General features: G+C 64.0%; 25 protein-coding genes. 15 read left to right on the forward strand and 10 right to left on the reverse strand.

Going from position 1 to position 24936, the window contains the following annotated elements; genetic code table 11:
• Positions 1-22 precede the first annotated feature (22 nt).
• From ABD928_RS11580 to ABD928_RS11590, 3 genes are all read left to right on the forward strand, one after another.
• A complete protein-coding gene (locus tag ABD928_RS11580; protein WP_187715078.1) occupies positions 23-820 on the forward strand; it encodes a response regulator in 798 nt (265 codons plus the stop codon).
• Between the two features lie 75 nt (positions 821-895).
• Positions 896-1039, forward strand: a complete 144-nt coding sequence (locus tag ABD928_RS11585; protein WP_187715965.1) for a hypothetical protein — start codon at positions 896-898, stop codon at positions 1037-1039.
• 82 nt (positions 1040-1121) lie between these two features.
• On the forward strand, positions 1122-1772 hold the full coding sequence (locus ABD928_RS11590; protein ID WP_187715077.1) for a sigma-70 family RNA polymerase sigma factor: 651 nt from the start codon (positions 1122-1124) through the stop codon (positions 1770-1772).
• 18 nt (positions 1773-1790) lie between these two features.
• On the opposite strand, the gene ABD928_RS11595 is transcribed toward ABD928_RS11590, so the two are convergent.
• On the reverse strand, positions 1791-1928 hold the full coding sequence (locus tag ABD928_RS11595) for a hypothetical protein (protein ID WP_187715076.1): 138 nt from the start codon (positions 1926-1928) through the stop codon (positions 1791-1793).
• A gap of 85 nt (positions 1929-2013) precedes the next feature.
• Between ABD928_RS11595 and ABD928_RS11600 the strand changes: the two genes are divergently transcribed.
• Genes ABD928_RS11600 through ABD928_RS11625 form a run of 6 tightly spaced genes read left to right on the forward strand, consistent with a single transcriptional unit; the run spans position 2014 to position 9147 of the window.
• On the forward strand, positions 2014-4728 hold the full coding sequence (locus ABD928_RS11600; RefSeq protein WP_345168938.1) for a bifunctional [glutamine synthetase] adenylyltransferase/[glutamine synthetase]-adenylyl-L-tyrosine phosphorylase: 2715 nt from the start codon (positions 2014-2016) through the stop codon (positions 4726-4728).
• A complete protein-coding gene (locus tag ABD928_RS11605) occupies positions 4725-5198 on the forward strand; it encodes a peroxiredoxin (RefSeq protein WP_345168941.1) in 474 nt (157 codons plus the stop codon). The genes ABD928_RS11600 and ABD928_RS11605 overlap by 4 nt, the downstream gene beginning before the upstream one ends.
• A gap of 53 nt (positions 5199-5251) precedes the next feature.
• The gene (locus tag ABD928_RS11610) at positions 5252-6031 is read left to right on the forward strand and encodes a succinate dehydrogenase iron-sulfur subunit (protein ID WP_345168944.1); all 780 of its coding nucleotides are present in this window, start codon (positions 5252-5254) and stop codon (positions 6029-6031) included.
• Complete coding sequence (locus ABD928_RS11615; protein WP_223276455.1) at positions 6028-6519, forward strand: PaaI family thioesterase; 492 nt, start codon at positions 6028-6030, stop codon at positions 6517-6519. Before ABD928_RS11610 ends, ABD928_RS11615 begins: the two co-directional genes overlap by 4 nt.
• Positions 6516-7631 carry a cell division protein ZapE gene (gene zapE, locus ABD928_RS11620; RefSeq protein ID WP_345168948.1) on the forward strand — a complete coding sequence of 372 codons (1116 nt, stop codon included), beginning with the start codon at positions 6516-6518 and terminating at the stop codon, positions 7629-7631. The genes ABD928_RS11615 and zapE overlap by 4 nt, the downstream gene beginning before the upstream one ends.
• A 49-nt stretch (positions 7632-7680) precedes the next feature.
• Positions 7681-9147 (forward strand): M20/M25/M40 family metallo-hydrolase, encoded by a 1467-nt coding sequence (locus ABD928_RS11625; RefSeq protein ID WP_187715073.1) that lies wholly within the window; start codon positions 7681-7683, stop codon positions 9145-9147.
• Positions 9148-9219: 72 nt separating this feature from the next.
• On the opposite strand, the gene groL is transcribed toward ABD928_RS11625, so the two are convergent.
• The 7 genes from groL to ABD928_RS11660 all read right to left on the reverse strand — a co-directional run bounded on the left by groL (position 9220) and on the right by ABD928_RS11660 (position 18321).
• Positions 9220-10863: a chaperonin GroEL gene (gene groL, locus ABD928_RS11630; protein ID WP_187715072.1), complete on the reverse strand. Its 1644-nt coding sequence runs from the start codon at positions 10861-10863 to the stop codon at positions 9220-9222.
• A gap of 77 nt (positions 10864-10940) precedes the next feature.
• Positions 10941-11228: a co-chaperone GroES gene (groES, locus tag ABD928_RS11635; protein WP_187715071.1), complete on the reverse strand. Its 288-nt coding sequence runs from the start codon at positions 11226-11228 to the stop codon at positions 10941-10943.
• A gap of 123 nt (positions 11229-11351) precedes the next feature.
• Complete coding sequence (locus ABD928_RS11640; protein WP_345168954.1) at positions 11352-12752, reverse strand: MATE family efflux transporter; 1401 nt, start codon at positions 12750-12752, stop codon at positions 11352-11354.
• Positions 12753-12780: 28 nt separating this feature from the next.
• Positions 12781-15420: a methionine synthase gene (metH, locus tag ABD928_RS11645; RefSeq protein ID WP_398286568.1), complete on the reverse strand. Its 2640-nt coding sequence runs from the start codon at positions 15418-15420 to the stop codon at positions 12781-12783.
• Positions 15417-16463, reverse strand: coding sequence for a homocysteine S-methyltransferase family protein (locus tag ABD928_RS11650; RefSeq protein ID WP_187715070.1), 1047 nt, complete (start codon positions 16461-16463; stop codon positions 15417-15419). The genes metH and ABD928_RS11650 overlap by 4 nt, the downstream gene beginning before the upstream one ends.
• Positions 16460-17362, reverse strand: coding sequence for a methylenetetrahydrofolate reductase [NAD(P)H] (metF, locus tag ABD928_RS11655; protein WP_345168956.1), 903 nt, complete (start codon positions 17360-17362; stop codon positions 16460-16462). The genes ABD928_RS11650 and metF overlap by 4 nt, the downstream gene beginning before the upstream one ends.
• Positions 17359-18321 (reverse strand): metalloregulator ArsR/SmtB family transcription factor, encoded by a 963-nt coding sequence (locus tag ABD928_RS11660; RefSeq protein ID WP_187715069.1) that lies wholly within the window; start codon positions 18319-18321, stop codon positions 17359-17361. The genes metF and ABD928_RS11660 overlap by 4 nt, the downstream gene beginning before the upstream one ends.
• 203 nt (positions 18322-18524) lie before the next feature.
• On the opposite strand from ABD928_RS11660, the gene ABD928_RS11665 reads away from it, so the two are divergent.
• The gene (locus tag ABD928_RS11665) at positions 18525-18770 is read left to right on the forward strand and encodes a circumsporozoite protein (protein ID WP_317617572.1); all 246 of its coding nucleotides are present in this window, start codon (positions 18525-18527) and stop codon (positions 18768-18770) included.
• A gap of 91 nt (positions 18771-18861) precedes the next feature.
• Entirely contained in the window at positions 18862-19056 is a 195-nt protein-coding gene (locus ABD928_RS11670) for a hypothetical protein (protein WP_187715068.1), read from the forward strand.
• On the opposite strand, the gene ABD928_RS11675 is transcribed toward ABD928_RS11670, so the two are convergent.
• Both ABD928_RS11675 and ABD928_RS11680 read right to left on the reverse strand, forming a co-directional pair.
• Positions 19053-19448: a hypothetical protein gene (locus ABD928_RS11675; protein ID WP_187715067.1), complete on the reverse strand. Its 396-nt coding sequence runs from the start codon at positions 19446-19448 to the stop codon at positions 19053-19055. The genes ABD928_RS11670 and ABD928_RS11675 overlap by 4 nt on opposite strands.
• 10 nt (positions 19449-19458) lie before the next feature.
• The gene (locus tag ABD928_RS11680) at positions 19459-19752 is read right to left on the reverse strand and encodes a hypothetical protein (RefSeq protein ID WP_345170231.1); all 294 of its coding nucleotides are present in this window, start codon (positions 19750-19752) and stop codon (positions 19459-19461) included.
• Here ABD928_RS11680 and mdh point away from each other — a divergent pair.
• The 4 genes from mdh (at position 19693) to ABD928_RS11700 (ending at position 24932) form a co-directional block, all read left to right on the forward strand.
• The gene (gene mdh, locus ABD928_RS11685) at positions 19693-20655 is read left to right on the forward strand and encodes a malate dehydrogenase (RefSeq protein WP_187715066.1); all 963 of its coding nucleotides are present in this window, start codon (positions 19693-19695) and stop codon (positions 20653-20655) included. The genes ABD928_RS11680 and mdh overlap by 60 nt on opposite strands.
• Before the next feature lie 82 nt (positions 20656-20737).
• Complete coding sequence (locus ABD928_RS11690; protein ID WP_187715065.1) at positions 20738-21226, forward strand: hypothetical protein; 489 nt, start codon at positions 20738-20740, stop codon at positions 21224-21226.
• On the forward strand, positions 21223-22113 hold the full coding sequence (gene sucD / locus ABD928_RS11695) for a succinate--CoA ligase subunit alpha (protein WP_187715064.1): 891 nt from the start codon (positions 21223-21225) through the stop codon (positions 22111-22113). Before ABD928_RS11690 ends, sucD begins: the two co-directional genes overlap by 4 nt.
• Complete coding sequence (locus ABD928_RS11700; protein ID WP_345168962.1) at positions 22113-24932, forward strand: 2-oxoglutarate dehydrogenase E1 component; 2820 nt, start codon at positions 22113-22115, stop codon at positions 24930-24932. Before sucD ends, ABD928_RS11700 begins: the two co-directional genes overlap by 1 nt.
• Positions 24933-24936: the final 4 nt, after the last annotated feature.

The following is a 24936-nucleotide window of genomic DNA, read 5'->3' on the forward strand; positions in this document are numbered from 1 at the left end:
ACGATTGGGAGAGTCCATAAATATGTCCCTTGGTCAGGAACTCGCACCGCACCTGCCTTTCCTGCGCCGCTATGCTCGCGCCCTGACCGGCAGTCAGACGCATGGCGATGCATTCGTCCGCGCAACACTGGAAGCCATCGTTGCGAAGCCCGACGAGTTCCCGCGGGACGTCGACCCGCGGTTGGGCCTCTACAAGACCTTCCACGCGATCTGGTCGACGGCAAATATCGAGGAAGGCGAGGAGCCTGGCCAGGATTACTCCGGCGCGGAGGGTATTGCCCAAGCCCGCCTCTCGCGGATCACGCCTTTGTCGAGGCAAGCGCTGCTGCTGACCTCTCTCGAGGGTTTCTCGTCGGACGACGCGGCTTATCTCATTGGCGCGACGCCCGAAGACGTCGACTCGCTGGTTGCCGAGGCCCTGAGCGAAATCGAGCGCCAGACGCTGGCGGACGTCCTGATCATCGAGGATGAGCCGATCATCGCAATGGATATCGAAACGATCGTCCGCGACCTGGGCCACAACGTCACCGGCGTGGCCGTGACCCGCGATGAGGCCGTATCGCAGGCCCGCCAGCATCCGCCGGGCCTTGTTCTCGCCGACATCCAGCTCGCCGACGATTCCAGCGGTATCGACGCGGTGAAGGACATTCTTGCGGAATTCTCGGTCCCGGTGATCTTCATCACCGCGTTCCCGGAACGGCTGTTGACGGGCACGCGGCCCGAACCCACCTTCCTCATCACGAAGCCGTTCCAGCGGTCCACGGTGAAGGCGGCAATCGCCCAAGCGTTGTTCTTCGACGCCGCGACGGTGCCGGCTTAAGGTCCAGCCGTAACGGTTGCGGAACATGGTCGCCAACAGCGCGTTGGCCCGTGGAACGTAAAGCTTGAGAGAATGATGAGCGACGAGAGACCCGAACAGCTGACGACTACGGAAGCGCGTGCCGGCGCTACGCCGCATGTGACGCGTTATGTTTTGGGTGTCGGTCTTGCACTTGTGATTGTGTTGTTCGCGATCATCTATTTGTTCGCCGCGACCTGACCTGCAATCGTCATTCTCTGAAGCGTACGGGTCCGGCGGCTGCCGGATCGCATAAACCCTTGTTTGAACGGGTGGGGAATTAGTGGCCGAAGACGAAGACCAGAAGGCTGTATCCAAGGCTGACGCCGATTCTGGAGAGTGGGCTCCACTCCCGGATCCGGAGTTCAAGGAACAGCTTGCCGCCGTCATCCCGCACCTCCGCGCGTTCGGCCGCTCGCTTTCAGGCAGCCGCGATCTCGCCGACGACCTGGTGCAGGAGACGCTGCTCAAGGCGTGGGCGGCGCGGAAGCGGTTCCAGGCCGGCACCAACATGCGGGCCTGGACCTTCATCATCCTTCGCAACCTGTTCCTCAGCCAGATGCGGCGCGCCCGCTTCAAGGGCGAGTGGGACGACCTTACCGCGTCGAAGATCCTGGCGGCACCCGCGAGCCAGGACCGGCATATCGAGCTCAGCGACATGCAGCGTGCGCTGATGCACCTGCCCCAGCCGCAGCGCGAAGCGCTCATCCTGGTTGGCGCCGGCGGCTTCGCTTACGAAGAAGCTGCCGACATCTGCGGCTGCGCAGTCGGTACGATAAAGAGCCGCGTGGCTCGGGGGCGCGTCGCGCTAGAAAGCCTGCTCAACAGCGGCAAACTGCCCTCACGTCGCCAGCATCGCACCGACCCCAACAAGTCGGCCTTGCAAACCATCATGAATGAAGTTGACGACCTCAGCCGCGACCACGAACGTTAGATTTGCGTGGCTCAGCGACTAGCTGAGGCGGCGGAGCAAGTCGGAGAAATCCCGCTCGCATGGGTCCTCGTTCACCGGAGAGAAGGCTCTCCGGAGTGCGGCTGTAATGCCGGCGTGGGCTGGCGGAATGTCGACGCGGATGATTCTGCGGTCCATGTTGACTTCCGTTGCACCACTGGATCGACGCTCCGTATCCATGGTCTGTATTGAACGACTAAGACGCCCGGAGGTTTCGCCGAACTTGCCCGATCCTCGACGAACTGCTGCGGGTGGGACACCAACGGCACAAGGGGCGCGGCAAGATGCCCTCGAGCGCGCCAGGGCCTACTCGCCGTTCTTGCGCGAGTCTGCGCAGTCCCTTCCGGAACTGGCGGAAATCTTCGTGTCCATGGGGAGCGATGCGGCGATTGCCGCTGCCCTCCAGGCTCGGGGCGAGACGGTGGATGCGGAGCTGCGTCGGCAGCGCGCAGGAGTGGCGCTGACCGTTGCCCTTGGCGACCTGGCCGGAGAACTGAGCTTCGAGCAGGCTACGCGCCATCTGTCAGACTTCGCCGATGAAGCGATCGAGCGCGCCGTGGAAGTCGCAATCGCAGAACGTGTCCCAGGTGCAGCCGCCCAGGGAATTGCGGTCATCGCTCTCGGAAAGCTTGGCAGCCGCGAGCTCAACTATTCGTCGGATGTCGACCTGCTCCTTTTGTTCGACCCCGAGGTCATGCCCAAGCGAGAACGCGACGACCATTCGGAGGCGGCCGTTCGCGTCGGGCGTCGGATGGTCGAGCTGCTGCAGAAGAGGACTGCGGACGGCTATGTCGCACGGGTCGATCTTCGGCTTCGCCCGTCGCCGGAAGTGACGCCGATCGTGCTGCCTATCAACGCCGCCATCTCGCATTACGAGTCCTCGGCTCTGGCCTGGGAGCGGGCAGCCTTCATCCGCGCCCGAGTCTGCGCGGGCGACCGGCGGCTTGGCGAGCAATTCCTGAAGGCGATCCAGCCGTTCGTGTGGCGCCGGTCGCTGGATTTCGGAGTGATCGAGGAAGTGCGCGAGATCTCCGCGCGGATCCGCGATCATTACGCCCAGGGCGCAAGGCTCGGGCCCGGCTACGACCTCAAGCGGGGACGCGGCGGAATCCGCGAGGTCGAATTCTTCGCCCAGGTACAGCAGATGATCCACGGCGGACGCGACCCATCCGTCAGGGCTCCCGCGACGCTCGACGCGCTGCGGGTCCTTGCAGACGGCGACCACATCCCGCGAGAGACCGCCAACGCCTTGGCACAAACCTATGTGCTGTTGAGGACGATCGAGCACCGCGTGCAGATGGTCGGCGATGCGCAGACGCACCTCCTGCCGCTCGATCGCGAAGCCCTCGACGATGTCGCGAGGCTGCATGGGCTTCCGAGCGGGACCGACCTCATCGATCAGCTCGTGCCCCACGTCGATTGCGCGGAGCGATTGTTCAATTCGCTCGCCCCAGATCGGGAAGGCCGTCTGTCGAGCGACCCCGATGTCCTCGTCGATGAGCTGAAGGAACTTGGGTTTGCGGATCCGTCGGTCGCGGTGAAGCGGATTTCGGACTGGCGGTCCGGGCGCGCGCGCTCGCTACGCTCATCTGCCGCCAGGACTGCGTTCGAGGCCATGCTCCCGGCGCTTCTGCGAGAAATCGCGTCGGGACCGGACCCAGATCATGCGGTCAACCGGCTGGCGGACATTGTCGAGCGGTTGTCGAGTGGTATCAATCTCTACCGTCTGCTCGAAGCGCGGCCGCAGCTGGCGCGACACCTGGCCTTGATGCTCACCTACGCGCCGCCGCTTGCGGATATGCTGACGCGGCGTCCCGATCTCCTCGACGGATTGATCGACGAATCGAGCTTCGCCCTTCCGCCCGAACCCGGCCCGATGGCGAAGCTGCTCAGCGCGGCGATGCGGGGCGAGTCCTACGACCGTGCGCTCGACCGCGCGCGGCGGATCATCGCGGAAAGGCGCTTCGCGCTGGGCGTCCAGCTCATTGCGGGACATGCCGATCCGCTCGACGTCGCCATGGGTTACAGCAATGTCGCCGAGGGCACGATCGTGGCGATGGCAGACCTCGCTGCTGCGGAGTTCGAGAAGTCACACGGCCGGATCGACGGCGGCGAGCTGATGATCCTTGCGCTTGGACGGCTCGGCGGGCGCGCACTGACTCACGCGTCCGACCTCGACATTATCTATGTCTATGACGCGCCCGAGGGCGCGATGTCGGACGGCAAGAAGCCTTTGAGCGCAACCGACTATTACAACCGGCTTGCCAATCGGGTCACTGCCGCGATCAGTGTGCCGACGGCCGCCGGACCGCTCTACGACGTCGACACGCGGCTGCGGCCGCAGGGAAGCGAAGGCATGCTGGCCGTCTCCCGAGAAGGTTTCCTCGCTTATCAGCGCAATGAGGCGTGGACGTGGGAGCATATGGCCTTGTGCCGGGCCCGCCCGATCTACGGATCGCCGGGCGCGCGGAAGAGATTGCGGACGGAAATTTGCGATGTTCTCGAGGCGCGGGGAGATGCCGGCAAGACCCGCAGTGACGCCGCCCGGATGCGGGACGAGATGGCCCGTCACAAGGCGCCTTCCGGTCCGCTCGACATCAAGCTCGGGCCGGGCGGACTCGTCGACCTGGAGTTCGCGGTCCACACTCTGCAACTCGTAAGTGGCAAGGGACTCGATCCGCGTTTGGAACATGCCATCGGGCAATTGGCGACGGATGGGCTGATCGATGCCAGCTTCGACGCCGACCTCCGCCTGTTGAGCCGGATGCTGGTGGTCATGCGGCTGGTCGCTCCCGGCAGCAATGAGCCTCCGGAGAAGTCGCGTGCGCTCGTTGCGGCGCTATGCGGACACGATGGTTGGGACTCCCTCCTTGCGGCGCACGGCGAGGCACGGCAGAGGATCGCCACACTCTGGAAATCGGTGAGGGACGCGCAATGATCAACGAAGGCGGCGTTAAGGAAGGCGATCGGGCTCCGGCGCTCAAGGTCACGTCGAGCGATGGAAGCACCGTCGACCTTTCGTCGCCCGGCCAGCCGTTGGTTCTCTACTTCTATCCGAAGGACGACACGTCGGGCTGCACGCTGGAAGCCCAGAATTTCACTCAGCTTGCCCCCGACTTCAAGAAGGCGGGCGTGAAGGTCGTCGGCGTTTCCCGCGATCCGATGAAGAAGCATGAGAAGTTCATCGCCAAGTACGACCTCGCCGTACCGCTCGCTTCGGACGAGGACGGCAAAATCTCGGACGCCTTCGGAACCTGGGTCGAAAAGTCGATGTATGGTCGGAAATACATGGGGATGGAGCGGGCGACCTATCTCATCGGTTCAGATGGCAAGGTCGTTCGCGCGTGGCGGAAAGTGAAGGTGCCGGGTCACGCCCAGGATGTGCTGAAGGCCGCCGCGCAGGTTTGAAAATCAAGGTCGCGGGTGATAGCGCCCGCGCAAGACTTATCAGGAGCCAGTCCTTGGCCGAGTTTCGCCTTCCGAAGAACAGCCTCGTCACGCGGGGCAAGACGTTCCCCGCCGAAGAGGGCAAGCGGCTGAAGACGTTCAAGATCTACCGCTACGACCCGGATAGCGGTCACAATCCTCGCGTCGACACGTTCACCATCGATCTCGACAAGACCGGCCCGATGGTTCTCGACGCGCTGATCCGCATCAAGAACGAGATCGACTCCACCCTGACGTTTCGCCGCTCCTGCCGCGAAGGCATTTGCGGATCCTGTTCGATGAACATGGACGGCCGCAACGGCCTCGCCTGCACGACGGCGATCGAGGACATCAAGGGCGACGTCCAGATCACGCCATTGCCGCACATGGAAGTGGTGAAGGACCTCGTTCCCGACCTCACGCACGTCTATGCGCAATATGCCTCGATCCAGCCCTGGCTGAAGACGGTGACCCCGGCCCCGTCGGGTCGCGAACGGCTGCAGTCGCCGGAAGACCGTGCGAAGCTCGACGGCCTTTACGAATGCATCCTCTGCTTCTGCTGTTCGACCGGCTGCCCAAGCTATTGGTGGAATTCCGACCGGTTCCTTGGACCGGCCGTGCTGCTGCAGGCTTATCGCTGGATTGCCGACAGTCGCGATGAAGCGACGGGCGAGCGTCTCAACGATCTCGAGGATCCGTACCGTCTGTATCGCTGCCACACGATCATGAACTGCGCCAACGTATGTCCGAAGGGACTCAACCCGGCCAAGGCGATTGCCGAGACCAAGAAGCTGATCGCCGAACGGGCAGCTTGAGCGATACGGGCGTGAGCGACGGCCTGGAAGACGTCGGTGTTCCGACCGGAGCGCAGCCCGATGCGGAGAATCCGGGCTGGTACAGCTGGGGCGACTTTCGCAAGCATTCGTTCGCGGCTGCGACTGGCCGTCTTCTGTTCAAGCCTGATGGCCCGGGACGCGGGATCGCCCGCATGTTCCCGAACGAAAGTCATATGAACATGGGCGGCTCCATCCACGGCGGCGCCGTGATGAGCTTCATCGACATGGCTCTGTTCGCTGGCGGCCGCTGCGCCGGCATCACGCCGGGCCACTTCGTGACGCTCGACCTGACCACTCACTTCCTTGCACGCGGCAAGGTTGGCATCCCGCTCGACGCCCACGTCGAACTGGTAAAGCAGACGCGGAGCCTGGTGTTCCTGCAGGGTGTGGTGAAGCAGGACGGCGAGTCCTGTTACAGCTTCACGGGCACGCTGAAGCGCATCAAAGAGCGAAACGGGCCCGCATGAGCGGACCGGTAGGCACGGCCTACCATCAGCTTGTCGCGGCAGGGGAGCTGAAGCCCGATCCCGCGCAGGAGCGTGCGGCCGGAGCGCTCGACCGGCTGGGGGAGGAACTCAACGCCAGCAATGGCGGATTTCTCAAAAGGCTGTTCAATAGGCAGCAGACTGAACTCTGCGGCATCTACCTTTGGGGCGGTGTCGGGCGCGGCAAATCGATGCTGATGGACCTTGCGTTCGAGCATATCGCCGTCGAGCCGAAGCGCCGCGTGCATTTCCATGCCTTCATGCTCGAAACGCACGCCCGCCTGCGTGAAAAGCGCAAGGATGAGGAAGGCGATCCGCTCGAGCGCGTCGCGGACGACATCGCCGACGAAGTGACGCTGCTCTGCTTCGACGAGATGGTCGTGAACAATCCCGCAGACGCGATGATCCTGTCGCGGCTATTCGAGCATCTGCTGGAGCGAGGCATGCGGGTGGTGACGACGTCGAACCGTCCGCCGCGCGATCTCTACAAGGACGGGCTCAATCGGGAGCTGTTCCTGCCGTTCATCGACCTGATCGAAAAGAGTTTCGCGCTCGTCGAAGTCGATGGTCCGACCGACTACCGGCTTCACCGCCTGACCGGCGTGAACACCTGGCACGTTCCCAACGGAGCGGAAGCGACCAAGGCGCTGAGCGACGCCTTCTTCAAATTGACGGACTATCCCGTCGAGGACCGCGCCAAGGTCCCGACGGAGGACCTATCGGTCGGTGGCGGACGAACATTGCACGTTCCCAAGAGCCTGAAAGGCGTCGCGGTCTTTTCGTTCAAGCGGCTGGTTGGCGAGGCTCGCGGGGCTGCCGATTACCTCGCCATCGCCCAGCGCTTCCACACGGTGATCATCGTCGGCATCCCAGTGATGACGCGCGAGATGCGCAATGAGGCGGCCCGGTTCGTTACCTTGATCGACGCGCTGTACGAGCATCGGGTGAAGCTTCTGGCTGCTGCGGACGCGGATCCTGCGGGTCTTTATCCGGACGGCGACGGGAGCTTCGAGTTCCAACGGACCGTCAGCCGTCTCGAGGAAATGCGGAGCGCCGAATATCTCGCGGAAGGGCACGGCACCGACCACGCTTGACGCCCGATTGCTCAGGCTTAGCGTGCGGCGCGTTCAAGGGGAGATTCCAATGCGCATACCGCTGACCGTCATGCTTGCACTCTCATCCACAGTCGCGCTGGCGCAGGCACCTGAGCCGCCGTTGAACTCTCCTCCTCCCGCCGCACTAAAAGGTGGGAAGAGCCTTCCACCGCAATGGGAGGCAACGGCTCGCGAAATCTACAAGACGGCGGTGGAGACGCCGACGGTCAAGGGCCGCGCGGGCGAGAATTTGAAGCTCGCCAATTACCTCGCCAGCAAATTCAAGGAATTCGGCTGGGCGGACAGCGACATTCATGTCCTTCCGTACACGTCGGTGCCGGGCAACGACACGGCGGCGATTATTGCGCGCTGGCCGGCGGCGGGCACGCCGAAGAAGAAGCCGATCCTGATCCTGGCCCACATGGATGTGGTCGACGCTTTGCCGTCGGATTGGACGACGGACCCGTTCAAGCTGGTCGAAAAGGACGGCTATTTCTACGGACGCGGTTCCGGCGACGACAAGGGCGGCCTGGTGCCATCCATGGTCGCTCTGCTGAAGCTGCGCGCATCGGGCTTCAAGCCGGATCGCGACATCGTCGTTTTGTTCACGGGCGACGAGGAGACACAGGGCAAGGGCGCGGAGCTCGGCGCGACCGAATGGCGCAAGTGGACGGAAGCGGAGTTTGCGTTGAACGCCGATGGCGGCGGCGGCGCCTTCACACGCGACGGCAAGTCGCTCGGCTACGGCCTGCAGACGTCGGAGAAGACGTTCCAGACCTACTTCTTCCGCGTCCGCAATCCCGGCGGCCATAGCTCGCGGCCGCGACCGGACAATGCGATTTATCAGCTCGCCGATGCTCTGAAGAAGCTGCAGAACCACCGTTTCGAGCCGGCGCTCAACGAGACGACCAAGGTCTATTTCACCGAGCGCGCCAAGCAGGAGGGCAATAGCGAGCTAGGCAACGCCATGCGCGCGTGGGTCGCCAATCCGGCCGACGGTGCGGCCGCGGATCGTATCGAAAGCGATCCGCTCGAAGTCGGCCTGACCCGCACCCGCTGCGTCGCCACGCGGCTCAAGGGCGGACATGCCGACAATGCGCTGCCGCAGCTGGCCGAAGCCACCGTGAACTGCCGCATCCTGCCGGGTGTCCAGCCGGCGACGATCGAGGCCGAGTTGAAGCAGGTGGTCGGTCCGGGCGTCGAAGTCACGCCGGACGCCGACGCCGGCCGACCGACGCCTGTCTCGCCGCTCCGGCCGGATGTCGTGGGAGCCTACACCAAGGCGATCCACGCACGCTTCCCGGGCGCTCAGATCATCCCGCAAATGTCGACCGGAGCTACCGACGGGCTAGAGTTCCGGGCACGCGGGATCCCGGTCTACGGCGTCGATGGAGGTTGGGGCGTCTCCCCCGACGACGAGCGCGCCCATGGCAAGGACGAGCGCATCCCCGTCCAGTCGCTGTGGGACAGCACGATGCACTGGGAATCGATGATCCGCGACTTGGCTGGCAAGTAGCGGTCGCGACAAAGAAAAAGGGCCGGGGGATCGCTCCTCCGGCCCTTCTTTTCTGTGCGTTGAGCGCGGGACCTAGAAGTCCATTCCGCCCATGCCGCCCATGCCACCAGCGCCCATCGGCATTGCCGGCTTGTCTTCCGGCATTTCGCTGACCGCCGCTTCGGTGGTGATCAGCAGACCGGCGACCGAGGCCGCGTCCTGGAGCGCAGCGCGGACGACCTTGGTCGGGTCGATCACGCCGGCGGAGACGAGGTTCTCGTAGGTTTCGGTCTGGGCGTTGAAGCCGAGCGTCGGATCATTCCCGTCGACCAGCTTGCCGGCAACCACGGCGCCGTCATGGCCGGCGTTCTCGGCGATCTGGCGGACCGGAGCCTGCAGCGCACGACGGATGATGTCGATGCCGCGGGTCTGGTCGTCATTCTCGCCCTTGAGGCCGTCGAGAGCCTTGGTGGCGTAGAGCAGCGCAGTGCCGCCGCCCGGAACGATGCCTTCCTCGACCGCAGCGCGGGTCGCGTGGAGAGCGTCGTCGACGCGGTCCTTGCGCTCCTTCACCTCGACCTCGGACGCGCCGCCGACCTTGATGACCGCAACGCCGCCGGCGAGCTTCGCGAGACGCTCCTGCAGCTTTTCACGGTCGTAGTCGGACGTCGTGTTCTCGATCTGCTGACGGATCGCGCCGACGCGGCCTTCGATGCCTTCACGCTGACCGGCGCCATCGACGATCGTCGTGTTGTCCTTGTCGATCGTGACGCGCTTGGCCTGGCCGAGCATGTTCACCGTGACGTTCTCGAGCTTGATGCCGAGATCTTCGCTGATCATCTCGCCGCCGGTGAGGATGGCAATGTCCTCGAGCATCGCCTTGCGGCGATCGCCGAAGCCCGGAGCCTTCACGGCCGCGACCTTGAGGCCACCGCGCAGCTTGTTGACGACGAGCGTCGCCAGAGCCTCGCCCTCGATGTCCTCGGCGATGATCAGGAGCGGACGGCCGCTCTGAACAACCGCTTCCAGGATCGGGAGCATCGACTGGAGGTTCGACAGCTTCTTCTCGTGGATGAGGATGTACGGGTCGTTGAGTTCGACCTGCATCTTCTCGGGGTTGGTGATGAAGTAGGGCGACAGGTAACCGCGGTCGAACTGCATGCCTTCGACGACGTCCAGCTCGAACTCGAGACCCTTGGCCTCTTCGACGGTGATGACGCCTTCCTTGCCGACCTTTTCCATGGCTTCGGCGATCTTCTCACCGACTTCCTTGTCGCCGTTGGCGGAGATGATTCCGACCTGGGCGATTTCCTGGCTGCCCGAAACGGCCTTCGAACGGCCCTTGAGGTCCTCGACGACCTTGCCGACGGCGATGTCGATGCCGCGCTTCAGGTCCATCGGGTTCATGCCGGCCGCAACCGACTTCATGCCTTCGCGAACGATCGACTGCGCCAGGACGGTCGCGGTCGTGGTGCCGTCGCCGGCGAGGTCGTTCGTCTTCGAAGCGACTTCGCGCAGCATCTGCGCGCCCATGTTCTCGAACTTGTCCTTGAGTTCGATTTCCTTGGCGACGGTGACGCCGTCCTTGGTGATGCGCGGTGCGCCGAAGCTCTTGTCGATGACGACGTTGCGGCCCTTGGGACCGAGCGTCACCTTCACGGCGTCGGCGAGAATGTCGACGCCGCGGAGGATGCGCTCACGCGCATCGCGGGAAAATTTGACGTCCTTGGCTGCCATTTGGCTACCCTTTCTTGATGTCGTGGATTCGTTGGAAGTTCAGCTGAGGTCAGCCGACGATCCCGAGCCCGTTGGCGTCAGCCAACAATGCCCAGAATGTCGCTTTCCTTCATGATGATCAGGTCTTCACCGTCGATCTTGACCTCGGTGCCCGACCACTTGCCGAACAGGATCTTGTCGCCGGCCTTGACGTCGAGCGGCGTAACCTTGCCCTCGTCGCTGCGAGCGCCGGTGCCGACGGCGACGATTTCGCCTTCCTGCGGCTTTTCCTTGGCGGTGTCGGGAATGATGATTCCGCCCGTCGTCTTCTCATCAGCCTCGATGCGGCGGACGAGGACGCGGTCGTGAAGCGGCCTGAAACCCATAGTGAGCCCCTTGTCTCTCTCTTGTTGAACATGCGCGTTGGCACTCCCGCGAGGAGAGTGCCAGCGATGCCGCGCATATGGGTGCCGCCGTTTGGGGCGTCAACACCCTGGGCGATGAGATTTTTAGGCGCCGACTGGAAGCAGGCCCAGCCTCTCGCGACGAGTCCAGCGCCAAAGCATGAGGATCGCGACAACTCCGAGGCCCGCGGCAAGGCCGGTCCAGATGCCGACCCCGCGCCATTCCATTGCGAAGGCCAACGCCAAGCCAATGCCCAAGCCGATCGCCCAGTAACCGAAGAGGGCGAAAACCATCGGGACGCGCGTGTCGTGGATTCCGCGAAGCATTCCCGCGCCGACGACCTGCCAGCCATCAACAATCTGGAACAGTGCCGCGATGCGCAGGAAGGAGACTCCGAACGCGATGACCGTCGCATTCTCCGGCGTGTCCGCGAGGAAGAGCGTGATCAGCTGATGCGGGAAGATGAACATCAACGTCGCCATCAGCGTCATGAAGGCGGTGCTGAGCCAGAATGCCGTCCATCCGGCGAGGCCGATGCCCTCGCGATCCTTCCGGCCATAGGCGAGGCCGACCCGCACGGTGGTCGCCTGGCCAAGCGCCAAGGGAACCATGAAGGTGGTCGCGGCGATCTGCAGCGCGATCTGATGAGCAGCGACGGACGGTGCCCCGAACAGGCCCATGAGATAGGCAGCGGCACTGAACACGCCGCCTTCCAGGCCCATGGTGATGCCGATCGGCCCGCCAAGCTTGAACAGCTTGCGAAATCGGGGCCAGTCGGCACGCCATAACCGTCCGAAGACGTGGAAGCGGCGAAATTGCCGGTCGGTGAGGATTACGATCACGAGAGCGAGGGCCATCGCAGCCCAGACGATCGAGCTGCCGACGCCGCCGCCGATCAGTCCGAGCCTGGGCATGCCCAGGTGGCCGAAGATCAGCGACCAGCTCACCAGCGCGTTGAGCGGAATGCCGAATGTGCTGATCACCAGCACCCAGCCGGGCCGTTCCAGCGCAGACACGAAGTTGCGCATGACCTGGAACAGCATCCACGGCGGGATCACCCACATGTACCCGCGCAGGAACCGGGCGGCGAGGCGGGCGAGCTCCGGGTCCTGACCAAAGGAGAGGATGACCGCTTCGGCATTCCACAGGACGATGAGGGTCGGAATCGCCATAAGCGCGGCCGCCCACACGCCCTGGCGGAATGTTCGGCGGACATCGCGGACGGAGTTGGATCGTGCGCCTAGTGCTGATGCCATCATTGGCGAGGTGGCGGTCAGAACACCGAGTGCGAACAGGATCATGCCGAACGACAGGCTCAGCGCGAGGGCCGCGGCGGCCAGCTCTTTCGGCCCGAGCCAGCCGAGCAGGACGACGTCGGTCGCCTGGATCAGCTGCATGGTCAGGTTGGCGAGGATCAGCGGCCAGGCGAGCGCGAGCGTTGCCCGGAGCTCTCCGCTCCAAGTGCGCGCGGGTGCACCCGGTGAAATGGCCGCCGCTGTATCCATTGCGCCGCCCTAGCGGTACCGGCCGGTGTTAGTCGAGGTTCGGCCTCAGCCAGCGGCGCGCGCAGTCGAGGTCGACGCCGCGCCGTTCCGCATAGTCCGCCAGCTGGTCCTCGCCGATCCGGGCGACACCGAAATACTGGCTGTCGCGGTGGGCAAAATAGAAGCCCGACACTGCTGAAGTCGGAAGCATCGCAAAATTCTCGGTAAGGCTCACCTCGCCGGGCGCTCCGCCGAGCATCTCGAACAGGATCGGCTTGAGGCTGTGGTCGGGACAGGCTGGGTAGCCGGGCGCCGGGCGAATGCCCTGGAACTTTTCTCGGATCAGGTCGGCCGTCGAGAAGTGCTCATCGGCATAACCCCACAGGCGGTTGCGGACTTCCGCGTGCAGAACTTCGGCGAAGCTCTCGGCGAGACGGTCAGACAGCGCCTTCAGCAGGATGTCCGAGTAATCGTCATTCTCGGCCTTGAAGCGCTCGAGGTGCGGCTCGAGCCCGTGAATGCCGACCGCGAAACCGCCGATCCAATCCTCGCCCTCGGGATTGATGAAGTCGGCGAGGCTCATGTTCGGCCGGCCTTCGCGCTTTTTCACCTGCTGGCGAAGGAAGGGCAGGCGGGTCCAGTCGTTGCCGGCAAGCACCAGGACGTCGTCGCCCTCGCGCTTGCAGCGCCACAGGCCGACGGTGGCCTTCGGTGTGACCCAGCGCTCCGCGATAATCTTGTCGAGCATCGCTTGCGCGTCGTTGAAGAGGCTGCGGGCGCTTTCGCCGACGACCTCGTCGTCGAGGATCTGCGGATAGTTTCCGGCGAGCTCCCAGGCGCGGAAGAAAGGTGTCCAGTCGATCGATGCCTTGAGGTCGCGGAGCGGCCATTCGCCGATCTGGTGGAGGCCGGGGCGGATAGGTGCGGGCGCCTGGCCGGATGGATCGAAGGCGAAGGCATTAGCGCGGGCATCCGCAATGCTTGCGAGTTCGCTCTGCCCGCTGCGCGAGCGGGCGATGCGTAGCGCCTCATATTCGTCGGCGGTCTTGGCGACGAGCGGCTCACACTGCGTGTCGGACACCAGTGACGATGCCACGCCGACCGCGCGGCTGGCGTCGAGGACGTGAATGACCGGGCCTTCGTAGGCTGGGTCGATCCGCAGCGCCGTGTGCGCCTTGCTAGTGGTCGCGCCGCCGATCAGAAGCGGGGTCTTGAGGCCGAGACGCTGCATCTCACCGGCAACGGTGACCATCTCGTCCAGCGATGGGGTAATCAGGCCGCTGAGGCCGATCATGTCTGCCTGATTGTCGTTCGCTGATTCAAGGATCGTCTGCCACGGTACCATGACGCCGAGGTCGATGACCTCGAAGCCGTTGCACTGAAGAACGACGCCGACGATGTTCTTCCCGATGTCGTGAACGTCGCCCTTCACGGTCGCCATCACGACGCGGCCCTTGCCCGCGGTGACACCGCTCTTTTCCTTCTCCTCTTCGATGAAGGGGATGAGATGGGCGACGGCCTTCTTCATCACGCGGGCGGACTTCACCACCTGGGGCAGGAACATCTTGCCCGCGCCGAACAGGTCGCCGACGACGTTCATGCCGTCCATCAGCGGGCCTTCGATGACGTGGATCGGACGCTCGGCCTGCTGGCGCGCCTCTTCGGTGTCCTCGACGATGTGGGCGTCGATGCCCTTCACCAGCGCGTAGGACAGGCGCTCGGTGACCGGCAGGCCGCGCCATTCGGCGAGCTTCTTCTCTTCGGCGGCGTCGGTGCCCTTGTAGCGTTCGGCGAGCGCGATCAGCGTCTCGGTCGCGTCCTCATTGCGGTCGAGAATGACGTCCTCGCAGGCGTCGCGAAGCTCGGGATCGATCTGGTCGTAGACTTCGAGCTGGCCGGCGTTGACGATGCCCATGTCCATGCCCGCGGGGATGGCGTGGTAGAGGAACACGCTGTGCATCGCGCGGCGAACGGGCTCATTGCCGCGGAACGAGAAGCTGAGGTTCGAAAGACCGCCCGAGATGTGGACGCCGGGGCAGCGGCGGCGGATTTCGGCCGTCGCCTCGATGAAGTCGATGGCGTAGCGGCGGTGCTCGTCGATGCCCGTCGCGATGGCGAAGATGTTGGGGTCGAAGATGATGTCCTGCGGCTCGAACCCGTCGGCGGTCAGCAATTTGTAGGCCCGCTCGCAGATTTCGATCTTGCGTGCGGCAGTGTCGGCCTGTCCGACCTCGTCGAAAGCCATGACGACGACGGCGGCGCCGTAGGCGCGGCACTTGCGGGCGAGCTCGAGGAAGGGCGCTTCGCCTTCCTTCATGCTGATCGAATTGACGATCGGCTTGCCCGACACGCACTTGAGGCCAGCCTCGATCACGCTCCACTTGGAGCTGTCGATCATCACCGGGACGCGGGCGATGTCCGGCTCCGCGGCGATGCGCTTGAGGAAGATGGTCATCGCCTGCTCTGAATCGAGCAAAGCCTCGTCCATGTTGACGTCGATGATCTGCGCGCCGTTCTCGACCTGGTCGCGAGCGACGTCGACCGCCGCGTCATAGTCGCCGGCGAGGATCAGTTTCTTGAACTTGGCGGAACCGGTGACGTTGGTCCGCTCACCCACGTTGACGAAGCGCGCGCCTGCTGCGGCCGCGGCCGGCTCGGAATCCAGAATCGTCTTCGGTTGGGTACTCACGCAGCGATCACCATCGGCTCCAGGCCGGCAAGAAGGGTTTGACGGGGGGCGGTCGGCACCTTGCGCGGCATGCGGCCCTCAGCAGCCTTGGCGATCGCGGCGATGTGCGCAGGCGTCGTGCCGCAGCAGCCGCCGACGATGTTGACGAGACCGGCGTCGAACCATTCGCTCACCTGAGCGGCAGTCTCGGCGGCGACTTCGTCATATTCGCCGAGATCGTTGGGCAAGCCGGCGTTCGGGTAGGCCATGATCAAAGTGTCGGCGAGGCCGTTGAGCGCCACGAGGTGCGGGCGAAGTTGCGAGGCGCCGAATGAACAGTTGAGGCCGATCGTGACCGGCTTGGCGTGGCGGACGGTGGCCCAGAACGCCTCGACCGTGTGGCCGGAAAGGTTGCGGCCGGAAAGGTCAGTGAGGGTCATCGACACCATCAGCGGAAGCTCGCGACCGAGCGCCTGCTCGGCTTCCAGCGTCGCCATGATCGCCGCCTTGGCGTTGAGCGTGTCGAACACCGTTTCGACGAGGATGAAGTCGACGCCACCTTCGACGAGCGCGTCGATCTGCTCGCGGTAAACGTCCTTCACCGTGTCGAAGTCGACCTCGCGATAGGCAGGATCGTTCACGTCCGGCGATAGCGAAAGGGTCTTGTTGGTCGGTCCGAGTGCACCGGCAATCCAGCGCGGCTTGCCGTCCTTCGCGGTGTAACGGTCGGCCACCTCGCGCATGATGCGGGCCGAAGCGCGGTTGATGTCGCCGACCAAGTGCTCAGCGGCATAATCTGCCTGGCTGATGCGGTTCGCGTTGAAGGTATTGGTGGCGAGGATTTCTGCGCCGACGTCGGCGAAGCGCTCGCAGATGGTGCGGACCACTTGCGGCTGGGTCAGGTTCAAAAGGTCGTTGTTGCCCTTCTGGTCCTTCAGCAGATCGAGGCCAGCGCAATAGGCTTCGCCGGACAACTTTTCGCCCTGGATGCCGGTGCCGTAGGGGCCGTCCTTGATCAGGATGCGCTTGGCGGCTTCGCTGCGGAGTGACTGGGAAGCGCTCATGCTTGGGCCCTCACACCGAGCAGGTGGCAGATCGCGTAGGACAGCTCCGCCCGGTTCAATGTGTAAAAGTGGAAGTGGCGAACCCCGCCCGCGTAGAGTTGGCCGCAAAGCTCGGCCGCGACGGTCGCCGCAATCAATTGACGCGCAGCCGGTAGGTCGTCGAGACCTTCGAACAAATCGTCGAGCCACTTCGGGATCGCGGCGCCGCAGGTCGCGGCGAAGCGGCGTGTCGTTGCGACGTTGGAGACCGGCAGGATTCCCGGGACAATCTCGACGTCCAGCCCCGCAGCCGCCGCATCGTCGCGGAAGCGGAAGAAGCAGTCCGCCGAGAAGAAGAATTGCGTGATCGCCCGGTCAGCGCCCGCATCGACCTTCTTCTTCAAGTTCTCGATGTCGAATGCGCGCGACGATGAGTCCGGGTGGCACTCCGGGTATGCGGCAACCGAGATGTCGAACGGGGCAACCTTTTTCAGGCCTGCGACCAGCTCACAGGCGTCGCGATAGCCATTGGGGTGCGGCTGGTACTTGGTTCCAGCCTCCGGGGGATCGCCGCGGAGGGCGACAATGTTGCGGACGCCGAGGTCCCAATAGTCCTTCGCGATCTCGTCGACCTCGTCCTTGCTGGCGGCGACGCAGGTCAAATGCGCGGCCGGGGTCAGCGAGGTTTCCTTGAGGATGCGCTCGACGGTCTGGTGCGTGCGCTCGCGGGTCGAGCCGCCGGCCCCGTAGGTCACTGAGACGAAGCGAGGATGCAGCGGCTCGAGGGTTTTCACCGAGTCCCAAAGGGTGTCCGCCATCTTGTCGGTTTTCGGCGGGAAGAACTCGAAGCTGACCTCGATGTCGCCCCGCGTCTCCGCAAACAGAGGCGTGCGGGCGGCAAGGCTCTCGAACTTGTTCATGCAGCCCTCCGCTCGCGCTGGCGGACGCCGGCTTTCTCGCCGCGCCAAACGGTCACGGTCAGTTCGCCGCCTTCCAGATGCTCGACATGATCGACGGCAATACCCGCCGCCTTGAACCAGCTTGTCATTGTGTCGTCGTCGAAGCCCAGTCGGATATGCGCATCTGTCGTGCGGAGCTCCTCGCGTTCGTGCGCCGCGAAATCGACGATCAGCAGGCGTCCGCCGGGCGCGAGCACGCGGGAAGCTTCCTCGATCGCTGCGGCCGGCGAGTGCGCATAGTGCAGCACCTGATGAATGATGACGGTGTCGGCGGCACCGTCATCCAGGGGCAAGGAATACAGGTCGCCCTGGCGCAGGCTCGACGAGATGCCGGCGGCCTCAAGCTTTACTCGGGCCAGCCGTAGCATCTCAGACGAGCGGTCGATTCCGATCGAATGGCTGGCGCTGCGTCCGAATAACTCGATCATCCGCCCGGTGCCGGTGCCGATGTCCACCAGGCAACCGAGATCTTCCGAGCCCAGCGCACGGCCGATCGCTTCCTCGACCTCGCTTTCGGCGACGTGCAGCGAGCGAATGGAGTCCCAGACTTCGGCGTGGGACGTGAAATAGCGGGTGGCCGCCTCGGCGCGGTCGGAGCGGATGCGGTCCAGCTTCGAAGCGTCAGCTTCGAAGGCCTGTGCGCTTTCTTCGCATGTCCATGCGTCTATGAGAGAAAACATCGGCGCTGCGCGCCCTTCCGGCGCAATCGTCAGGAATACCCAACTGCCTTCACGGCGGCGGTCGATGACACCCGCGTCTGCGAGGATGCGGACGTGCCGAGACACGCGCGGCTGGCTCTGGTCGAGGATGATGGCCAGTTCGCCGACGGACAGCTCCATCCGCCGCAGGAGCGCAAGGATGCGAAGCCGCGTCGGGTCGGCAAGTGCCTGCAACAGCTCGGCAAGTGGGAGCGCGTCCATCGGGAAACATGATATAAAGAAAACTTTATATGTCAATGAACGCAGGGGCGACTGTGTCAGAAAATGTGATGATTTTCCCGATTGCGCGGCTTGTAACGCCCCTGTAATGGCGCCCGCTGGCCTGAGCGATTTTCGCGACAGGCCGAGCCCGGGTCCGGCTTAGGACCATTTGAGGGAGTGGAACGATCATGAAGAAAGTTGCAGTGACCGTTGCGGTCCTCGCGCTCGGCCTGGCTGCTTGCCAAGCCAAGACCGAAGACACCACCGCAGGTAACGAAGCGAACGTCGAGAACGCGGCCGTCGAGGACGTCAACGCGGCGACTGTCGACGCCGGCAACGCTGCCGACAATGCGCTCGACGCGGCCGGCAACGCCATCGACGCTGCGGGCAACGCCGTCGACAACGCTGCCAGCGCTGTTGGCAACGCAGCCGAAAACGCCGCGAACTAAGGGTTCACGCGATTTCGAAGGGGTCGTGCGGCTTGCCGCGCGGCCCCTTTTCTTTGGCATTTGGGCGCGCTTCCGTCATGGAGTGCTGAACATGAAGATCGCCCCGATCCTGCTCGCTTTGCCGCTGATGGTGTCCTGCCAAAGGCCTGCCGACACGCCAACGGCCGAGGAGAATCTCCAGCTCGACGATGCCTCGAACCTGCTCAACGCGGCCCCGGCCAACCTTAACGCCGTGGACGATCACGGCTTGAACGCCGTTGTAACGTCCAACGAAGGCGGGCTTTAGGGAAGCGCCCGTAGAATCTGCCGGACGATCATCGTCTCCGGGTCGACCCGATACAGGAATTGCTGGTCGTAGACGTAGCGGGCGCTTCGATCGAGCGCGCCGCCGTATCCCATGCGCAGATCGTAAGGCAAAGCGCTGTAGGGCATCAGACCCTTGAAGCCGCTGGGAACGCGCTGACCAATCTCAAACAATTTCTTGTAGCGGCCGGGAGGCATGCAAGAAACATTCTTGCCCTTGAGACCCGGCGGACAGCCGCCGGCGCCATAGCCGACAGGCGACGAATTCGCTGCACGCGATTTCCCACTGCCCTGATTGGCATGTTCCGGTTTTGCCGAAGCCATGGCGGTCGCGCCAAGCATCGCGAAGCTCGCGACCAGTAAAAGCCTTCCCATGGCCGAGAAACTAGGCGGGCAACTCTGCGCAATGCTTGATGAATTTGGTTACCGACGAGTCGTGGACGGGCTTAATCGTCATCGCCGTGGCCGGAGTGGGGCTCGCCTTGATCGATGCCGCAAAGGTGAGGATTTTGACATCCGGGGAGAGGCGGTTGCCCGACTCCTCATCGCGGTCTAGAGCGCCGCCATTCTGCGCCGAGCCCTCGGCGTCAAACGAAAAAGCAAGGAAAGCAGCAGCCTGATGGCCCGCAAGAAGATCGCCCTGATTGGCGCCGGAATGATCGGTGGAACCCTCGCTCACCTCGCCGCGCAGCGCGAGCTTGGCGACATCGTGCTGTTCGACATTGCGGAGGGCATTCCGCAGGGCAAGGCGCTGGATCTGAGCCAATGCGGTCCCATCGAGCGCTTTGACGCGAAGATTACGGGCACCAACGACTATGCCGACATTGCCGGAGCCGATGTCGTGATCGTCACCGCCGGCGTGCCGCGCAAGCCAGGCATGAGCCGCGACGATCTCCTCGGCATCAACCTCAAGGTCATGAAGGCCGTCGGCGCGGGCATCAAGGAGCATTGCCCGGACGCCTTCGTCATCTGCATCACCAACCCGCTCGACGCGATGGTGTGGGCGCTTCGCGAGTTCTCAGGTCTCCCGCACAACAAGGTGGTCGGCATGGCCGGCGTGCTCGACAGCGCGCGCTTCGCGACATTCCTGGCGCAGGAATTCAATGTCAGCGTCCGCGACGTGAACGCTTTCGTCCTCGGCGGACACGGCGACACGATGGTCCCGGTGACCAGCTACACCACGATCAGCGGCATTCCGGTCGACGACTTGGTCAAGATGGGCCGCTCCACGAAGGAGCGGATCGACGAGATCGTCAAGCGCACCCGCGGCGGCGGCGGCGAGATCGTGGCGCTGTTGAAGACCGGCTCGGCTTACTACGCGCCCGCCACCAGCGCGATCGCGATGGCGGAAGCTTATCTCGGGGACCAGAAGCGCGTCTTGCCATGCGCGGTCTACGTGGAAGGCAAATATGGCCTCGACGGACTTTATGTCGGCGTTCCGGTCGTAATCGGTGCCGATGGCGCGGAGGAAGTGATCGAGATCACGCTCGACGATGAAGCCAGGCAGAACCTCCAGGTCAGCGTTGACGCGGTGAAGGAACTTCTGGTGGCGTGCAGGCAGATCGATGGCAGCCTGAGCTAAAGGGCGTTCATCGAATCACGGTTCGTTTCGTCGGCGATGGGGCGCATAATCGCTGCCCCAAGAAGTTAGAGGGAGGTCCAAGATGATGATGTCACTTGCAGCAGCCACTCTTTTGAACGCAGCGGCTGTCACGACCCCGGTCGCACCCGACCAACTACCGAACCTGTTCATTGCCGCCTGCTTCGAGGGCAAGGCGGCGGCGACGTCCGCCACCCAGGTCGGCTTTGACGGACTTCCGACCGCCATCCGCAGCCGCCTCGGCAAGCCGAGCGAAGCGCAGGTGTGGAAGATCGCAGGCTCGGAGGATTCCTACCTCTATTCGCTGAGCTATACGGATCGCAGCTTCAGCCCGAGGATCTGCGGCGTCGCATCGCAGAACCTCGTCCTGCGGCCGGCATCGGCCGCGGTTGAGAGCCACTTGCGCGGCGGCCAGCCGTCGGCGGGCTCCTTCAAGCCGGTTGAGTGGTTGAACGACAAGGAGGGCTATCGCGCCCTCGCGACGCGGACCGGCGGATACACGGTCCTGCAGGTCAATTGGAACAAAGACGCAAAGGTAACGCCGACCCAATGAGCATTCTGGTTAATCGGAACACCAAGGTCATCACGCAGGGGATGACCGGAGAGACTGGCACCTTCCACACGCGCCAGGCTCTCGATTACGGCACGCAGATGGTGGGCGGTGTCACCCCGGGTAAGGGCGGCACCACCCACATCGGCTTGCCGGTGTTCGATACGGTCGGCGAGGCGGTGGAGAAGACGAGAGCAGATGCGTCCGTCATCTACGTGCCGCCGCCGTTCGCCGCCGACTCCATCCTGGAAGCGATCGATGCCGAGGTCCCGCTGATCGTGGCGATTACTGAGGGCATTCCCGTGCTCGACATGGTCCGCGTGAAGCGCGCACTGGATGGCTCCAAATCGCGGCTGATTGGCCCGAACTGCCCCGGGGTGCTGACTCCGGACGAGTGCAAGATCGGCATCATGCCGGGCAACATCTTCAAGAAAGGCAGTGTCGGCGTCGTCAGCCGCTCCGGCACGCTCACTTACGAAGCGGTGTTCCAGACCACCAACGAGGGCCTTGGCCAGTCGACCGCGGTCGGCATCGGCGGCGATCCGGTGAAGGGCACCGAGTTCATCGACGTGCTTGAGATGTTCCTCGCCGACGACGAGACCAAGTCCATCATCATGATCGGCGAAATCGGCGGCTCGGCTGAAGAAGACGCTGCCCAGTTCCTTGCCGATGAAGCGAAACGCGGCCGCAAGAAGCCGGTCGTCGGCTTCATCGCGGGCCGCACGGCGCCTCCGGGACGCCGCATGGGCCATGCCGGCGCGATCGTGTCGGGCGGCAAGGGCGATGCGGAGAGCAAGATCGCGGCGATGGAGGCGGCTGGAATTACCGTCAGCCCAAGCCCATCTGAGCTCGGAACGACGCTGAAAGAGCTACTGGCAGCTTACGCATAATGTCCGACGACCAACCGATCTTCCCGGAGCGCGAGCCGGGACCTAGCTGGGCGCGGCCAAACTGGCCGATCGCCGAGCTCGACGACATCAATCTTGGTCTCGATCCCACCGAGGCGACGATCGAGGCCTTCAAGAAAGCAGCTACGGAGAAGGCTGCGGCCGCCACGCCAGCCGCGAATCCCGACGTCATCCGGCGTGCGGCGGAAGACTCAATCCGCGCAATGATGCTGATCCGCACCTATCGCGTGCGCGGGCATCTGGCCGCCAAGCTCGATCCGCTCGGCCTCCATCATTCGGAGCTGCCGGCCGACCTGACCCCCGAATATCACGGTTTCGGGCCGGGCGACCTTGACCGGCCGATCTGGGTTGGCGGGGCACTCGGGTTCGAGCGGGCGACGATAAACGAGATCGTGAAGGTGCTGCAGGCGAACTACTGCGGCGTCGTCGGCGTCGAATATATGCACATCAACGACCTGGAGGAGCGCCGCTTTCTTCAGGAGCGGATCGAAGGCAAGGACGCCGAGATCCAGTTTACGCCCGAGGGCAAGCGCTCGATCCTGACCAAGGTCATCGAAGCTGAGCAGTGGGAAAAGTTTCTCGCGCGCAAATATGTCGGCACGAAAAGATTCGGGCTCGACGGCGGCGAGAGCGCGGTTCCCGCTCTTGAGGCGGTCATCAAATATGGTGGCCAATATGGCGTGACCGAGATCGACGTCGGCATGGCTCACCGCGGCCGGCTGAACATCCTGTCGAACGTGATGGGCAAGCCCTATCGCGCGATCTTCAACGAGTTCGCCGGAGGCGCGACCAACCCGGCGGACGTCGGCGGATCGGGCGACGTGAAATACCACCTCGGTACTTCGTCGGACCGCGAGTTCGACGGCAACAAGGTGCACTTGTCGCTGCTGCCGAACCCGTCACACCTCGAAGCGGTCGATCCGGTCGTGCTCGGCAAGGCGCGTGCCGTCATGACGCTGCGTGAGGACAAGCATGGCAAGACCGTGCTTCCGGTCCTCCTGCACGGCGATGCAGCTTTCGCGGGCCAGGGCATCGTCGCCGAATGCCTCGCCTTCTCCGGGCTACCCGGATACGGCACCGGCGGCACGATCCACTTCATCATCAACAACCAGGTCGGGTTTACGACCAGCCCGCAATTCGCGCGATCATCGCCCTATCCTTCGGATGTGGCGAAGTCGGTCCAGGCACCGATCCTGCACGTCAACGGCGACGATCCGGAGGCGGTGACCTTCTGCTGCAAGCTGGCGACCGAGTTCCGCCAGACCTTCGGCCGCGACATCGTCATCGACATGTGGTGCTACCGCCGCTTCGGTCACAACGAGGGCGACGAGCCCAGCTTCACCCAGCCGCTCATGTATGCGGCTATTCGCCAGCATCCGCCGATTTCGGCGATCTATGAGCAGCGCCTCGTCAACGAAGGCGTGATCGACGCAAAGTGGGTCGAAGAGCATACCAAGGCGTACGTCGACCACCTAGAGGAAGAGTTTCAGGCGGCGGTCAGCTATCTGCCGAACAAGGCCGACTGGTTCGAGGGCCGCTGGACCGGGCTCAACCAGCCGGAGGAGACGGTCACGGGGCGTCGCAACACGACGACCGCCGTACCGGAGGACGAGTTTCGCAAGATTGGCGAAGCACTCACGACGGTTCCGGCCGATGTCCACGTCCACAAGACGCTGCAGCGCATTCTCGATGCCAAGAAGGCGATGTTCGACACAGGCGAAGGCTTCGACTGGGCGACCGCCGAGGCGCTCGCGTTTGGAAGCCTGATCGCCGAAGGCCACAATGTCCGCCTGTCAGGCCAGGACAGCGGCCGCGGCACGTTCAGCCAGCGTCACGCGGTCTGGGTCGATCAGCAGACCGGTGCGAAATACATCCCGCTGGCGCACATCGATGGCGGTCGCTTCGAGGTTCGCGACAGTCCGCTTAGCGAATTCGGCGTGCTCGGGTTCGAATATGGCTACTCGCTCGCCGACCCGAGCACCCTGGTGTGCTGGGAAGCGCAGTTCGGTGACTTCGCCAACGGCGCGCAGACCATCATCGACCAGTTCATCGCGGCGGGCGAGGCCAAGTGGCTCCGAGCGAGCGGCCTGGTCATGCTGCTTCCCCACGGGTTCGAAGGGCAGGGGCCGGAGCACAGCTCCGCGCGCCTCGAGCGGTACCTGCAGCTTTGCGCCGAGGACAATATTCAGGTCGCCAACTGCACGACCCCGGCGAACTACTTCCACATCCTTCGGCGTCAGCTTCTGCGCGATTTCCGCAAGCCGCTGGTCATGATGACGCCGAAGTCGCTGCTTCGGCACAAGCTGGCGGTGTCGAGCCTCGCCGATTTCACCGGCGAGAGCCACTTCCGGCGCATCGTCAGCGATTTGCGTCCACCGCAGGACGGCGAGACCAAGCGCCTCGTGCTCTGCAGCGGCAAGCTCGCCTACGAGCTGATGGAAGCCCGCGATGGCGGGGGCGACCCGAACACCGAGGTGGTTCGGATCGAGCAACTCTATCCGTTCCCGTCGGAACCGCTCGTGAAGCGCCTCCAGGCGATGCCGAAGCTCGAAACGCTCGTCTGGGCGCAGGAAGAGCCGAAGAACAACGGCGCCTGGTTCTTCGTTGAGGACCTGCTCGAGGAGTGCCTCGCCGAGGCGGGGTTCCAGGGCATGCGGCCGACCTACGCGGGCCGCGCGTCGTCTGCGTCGCCCGCGACTGGCTTGGCAAAACGTCATGCGGCGGAGCAGGCGAACTTGATTGCGGCGGCGCTGGGCCATAGCAGCCCGGCACAGGCTGAGCCCGCGGCACGCCGGGCCTAGAGGA

Origin of the sequence: Sphingomonas daechungensis, from assembly GCF_039543105.1 — a bacterium.
GTDB lineage: Bacteria > Pseudomonadota > Alphaproteobacteria > Sphingomonadales > Sphingomonadaceae > Sphingomicrobium > Sphingomicrobium daechungense.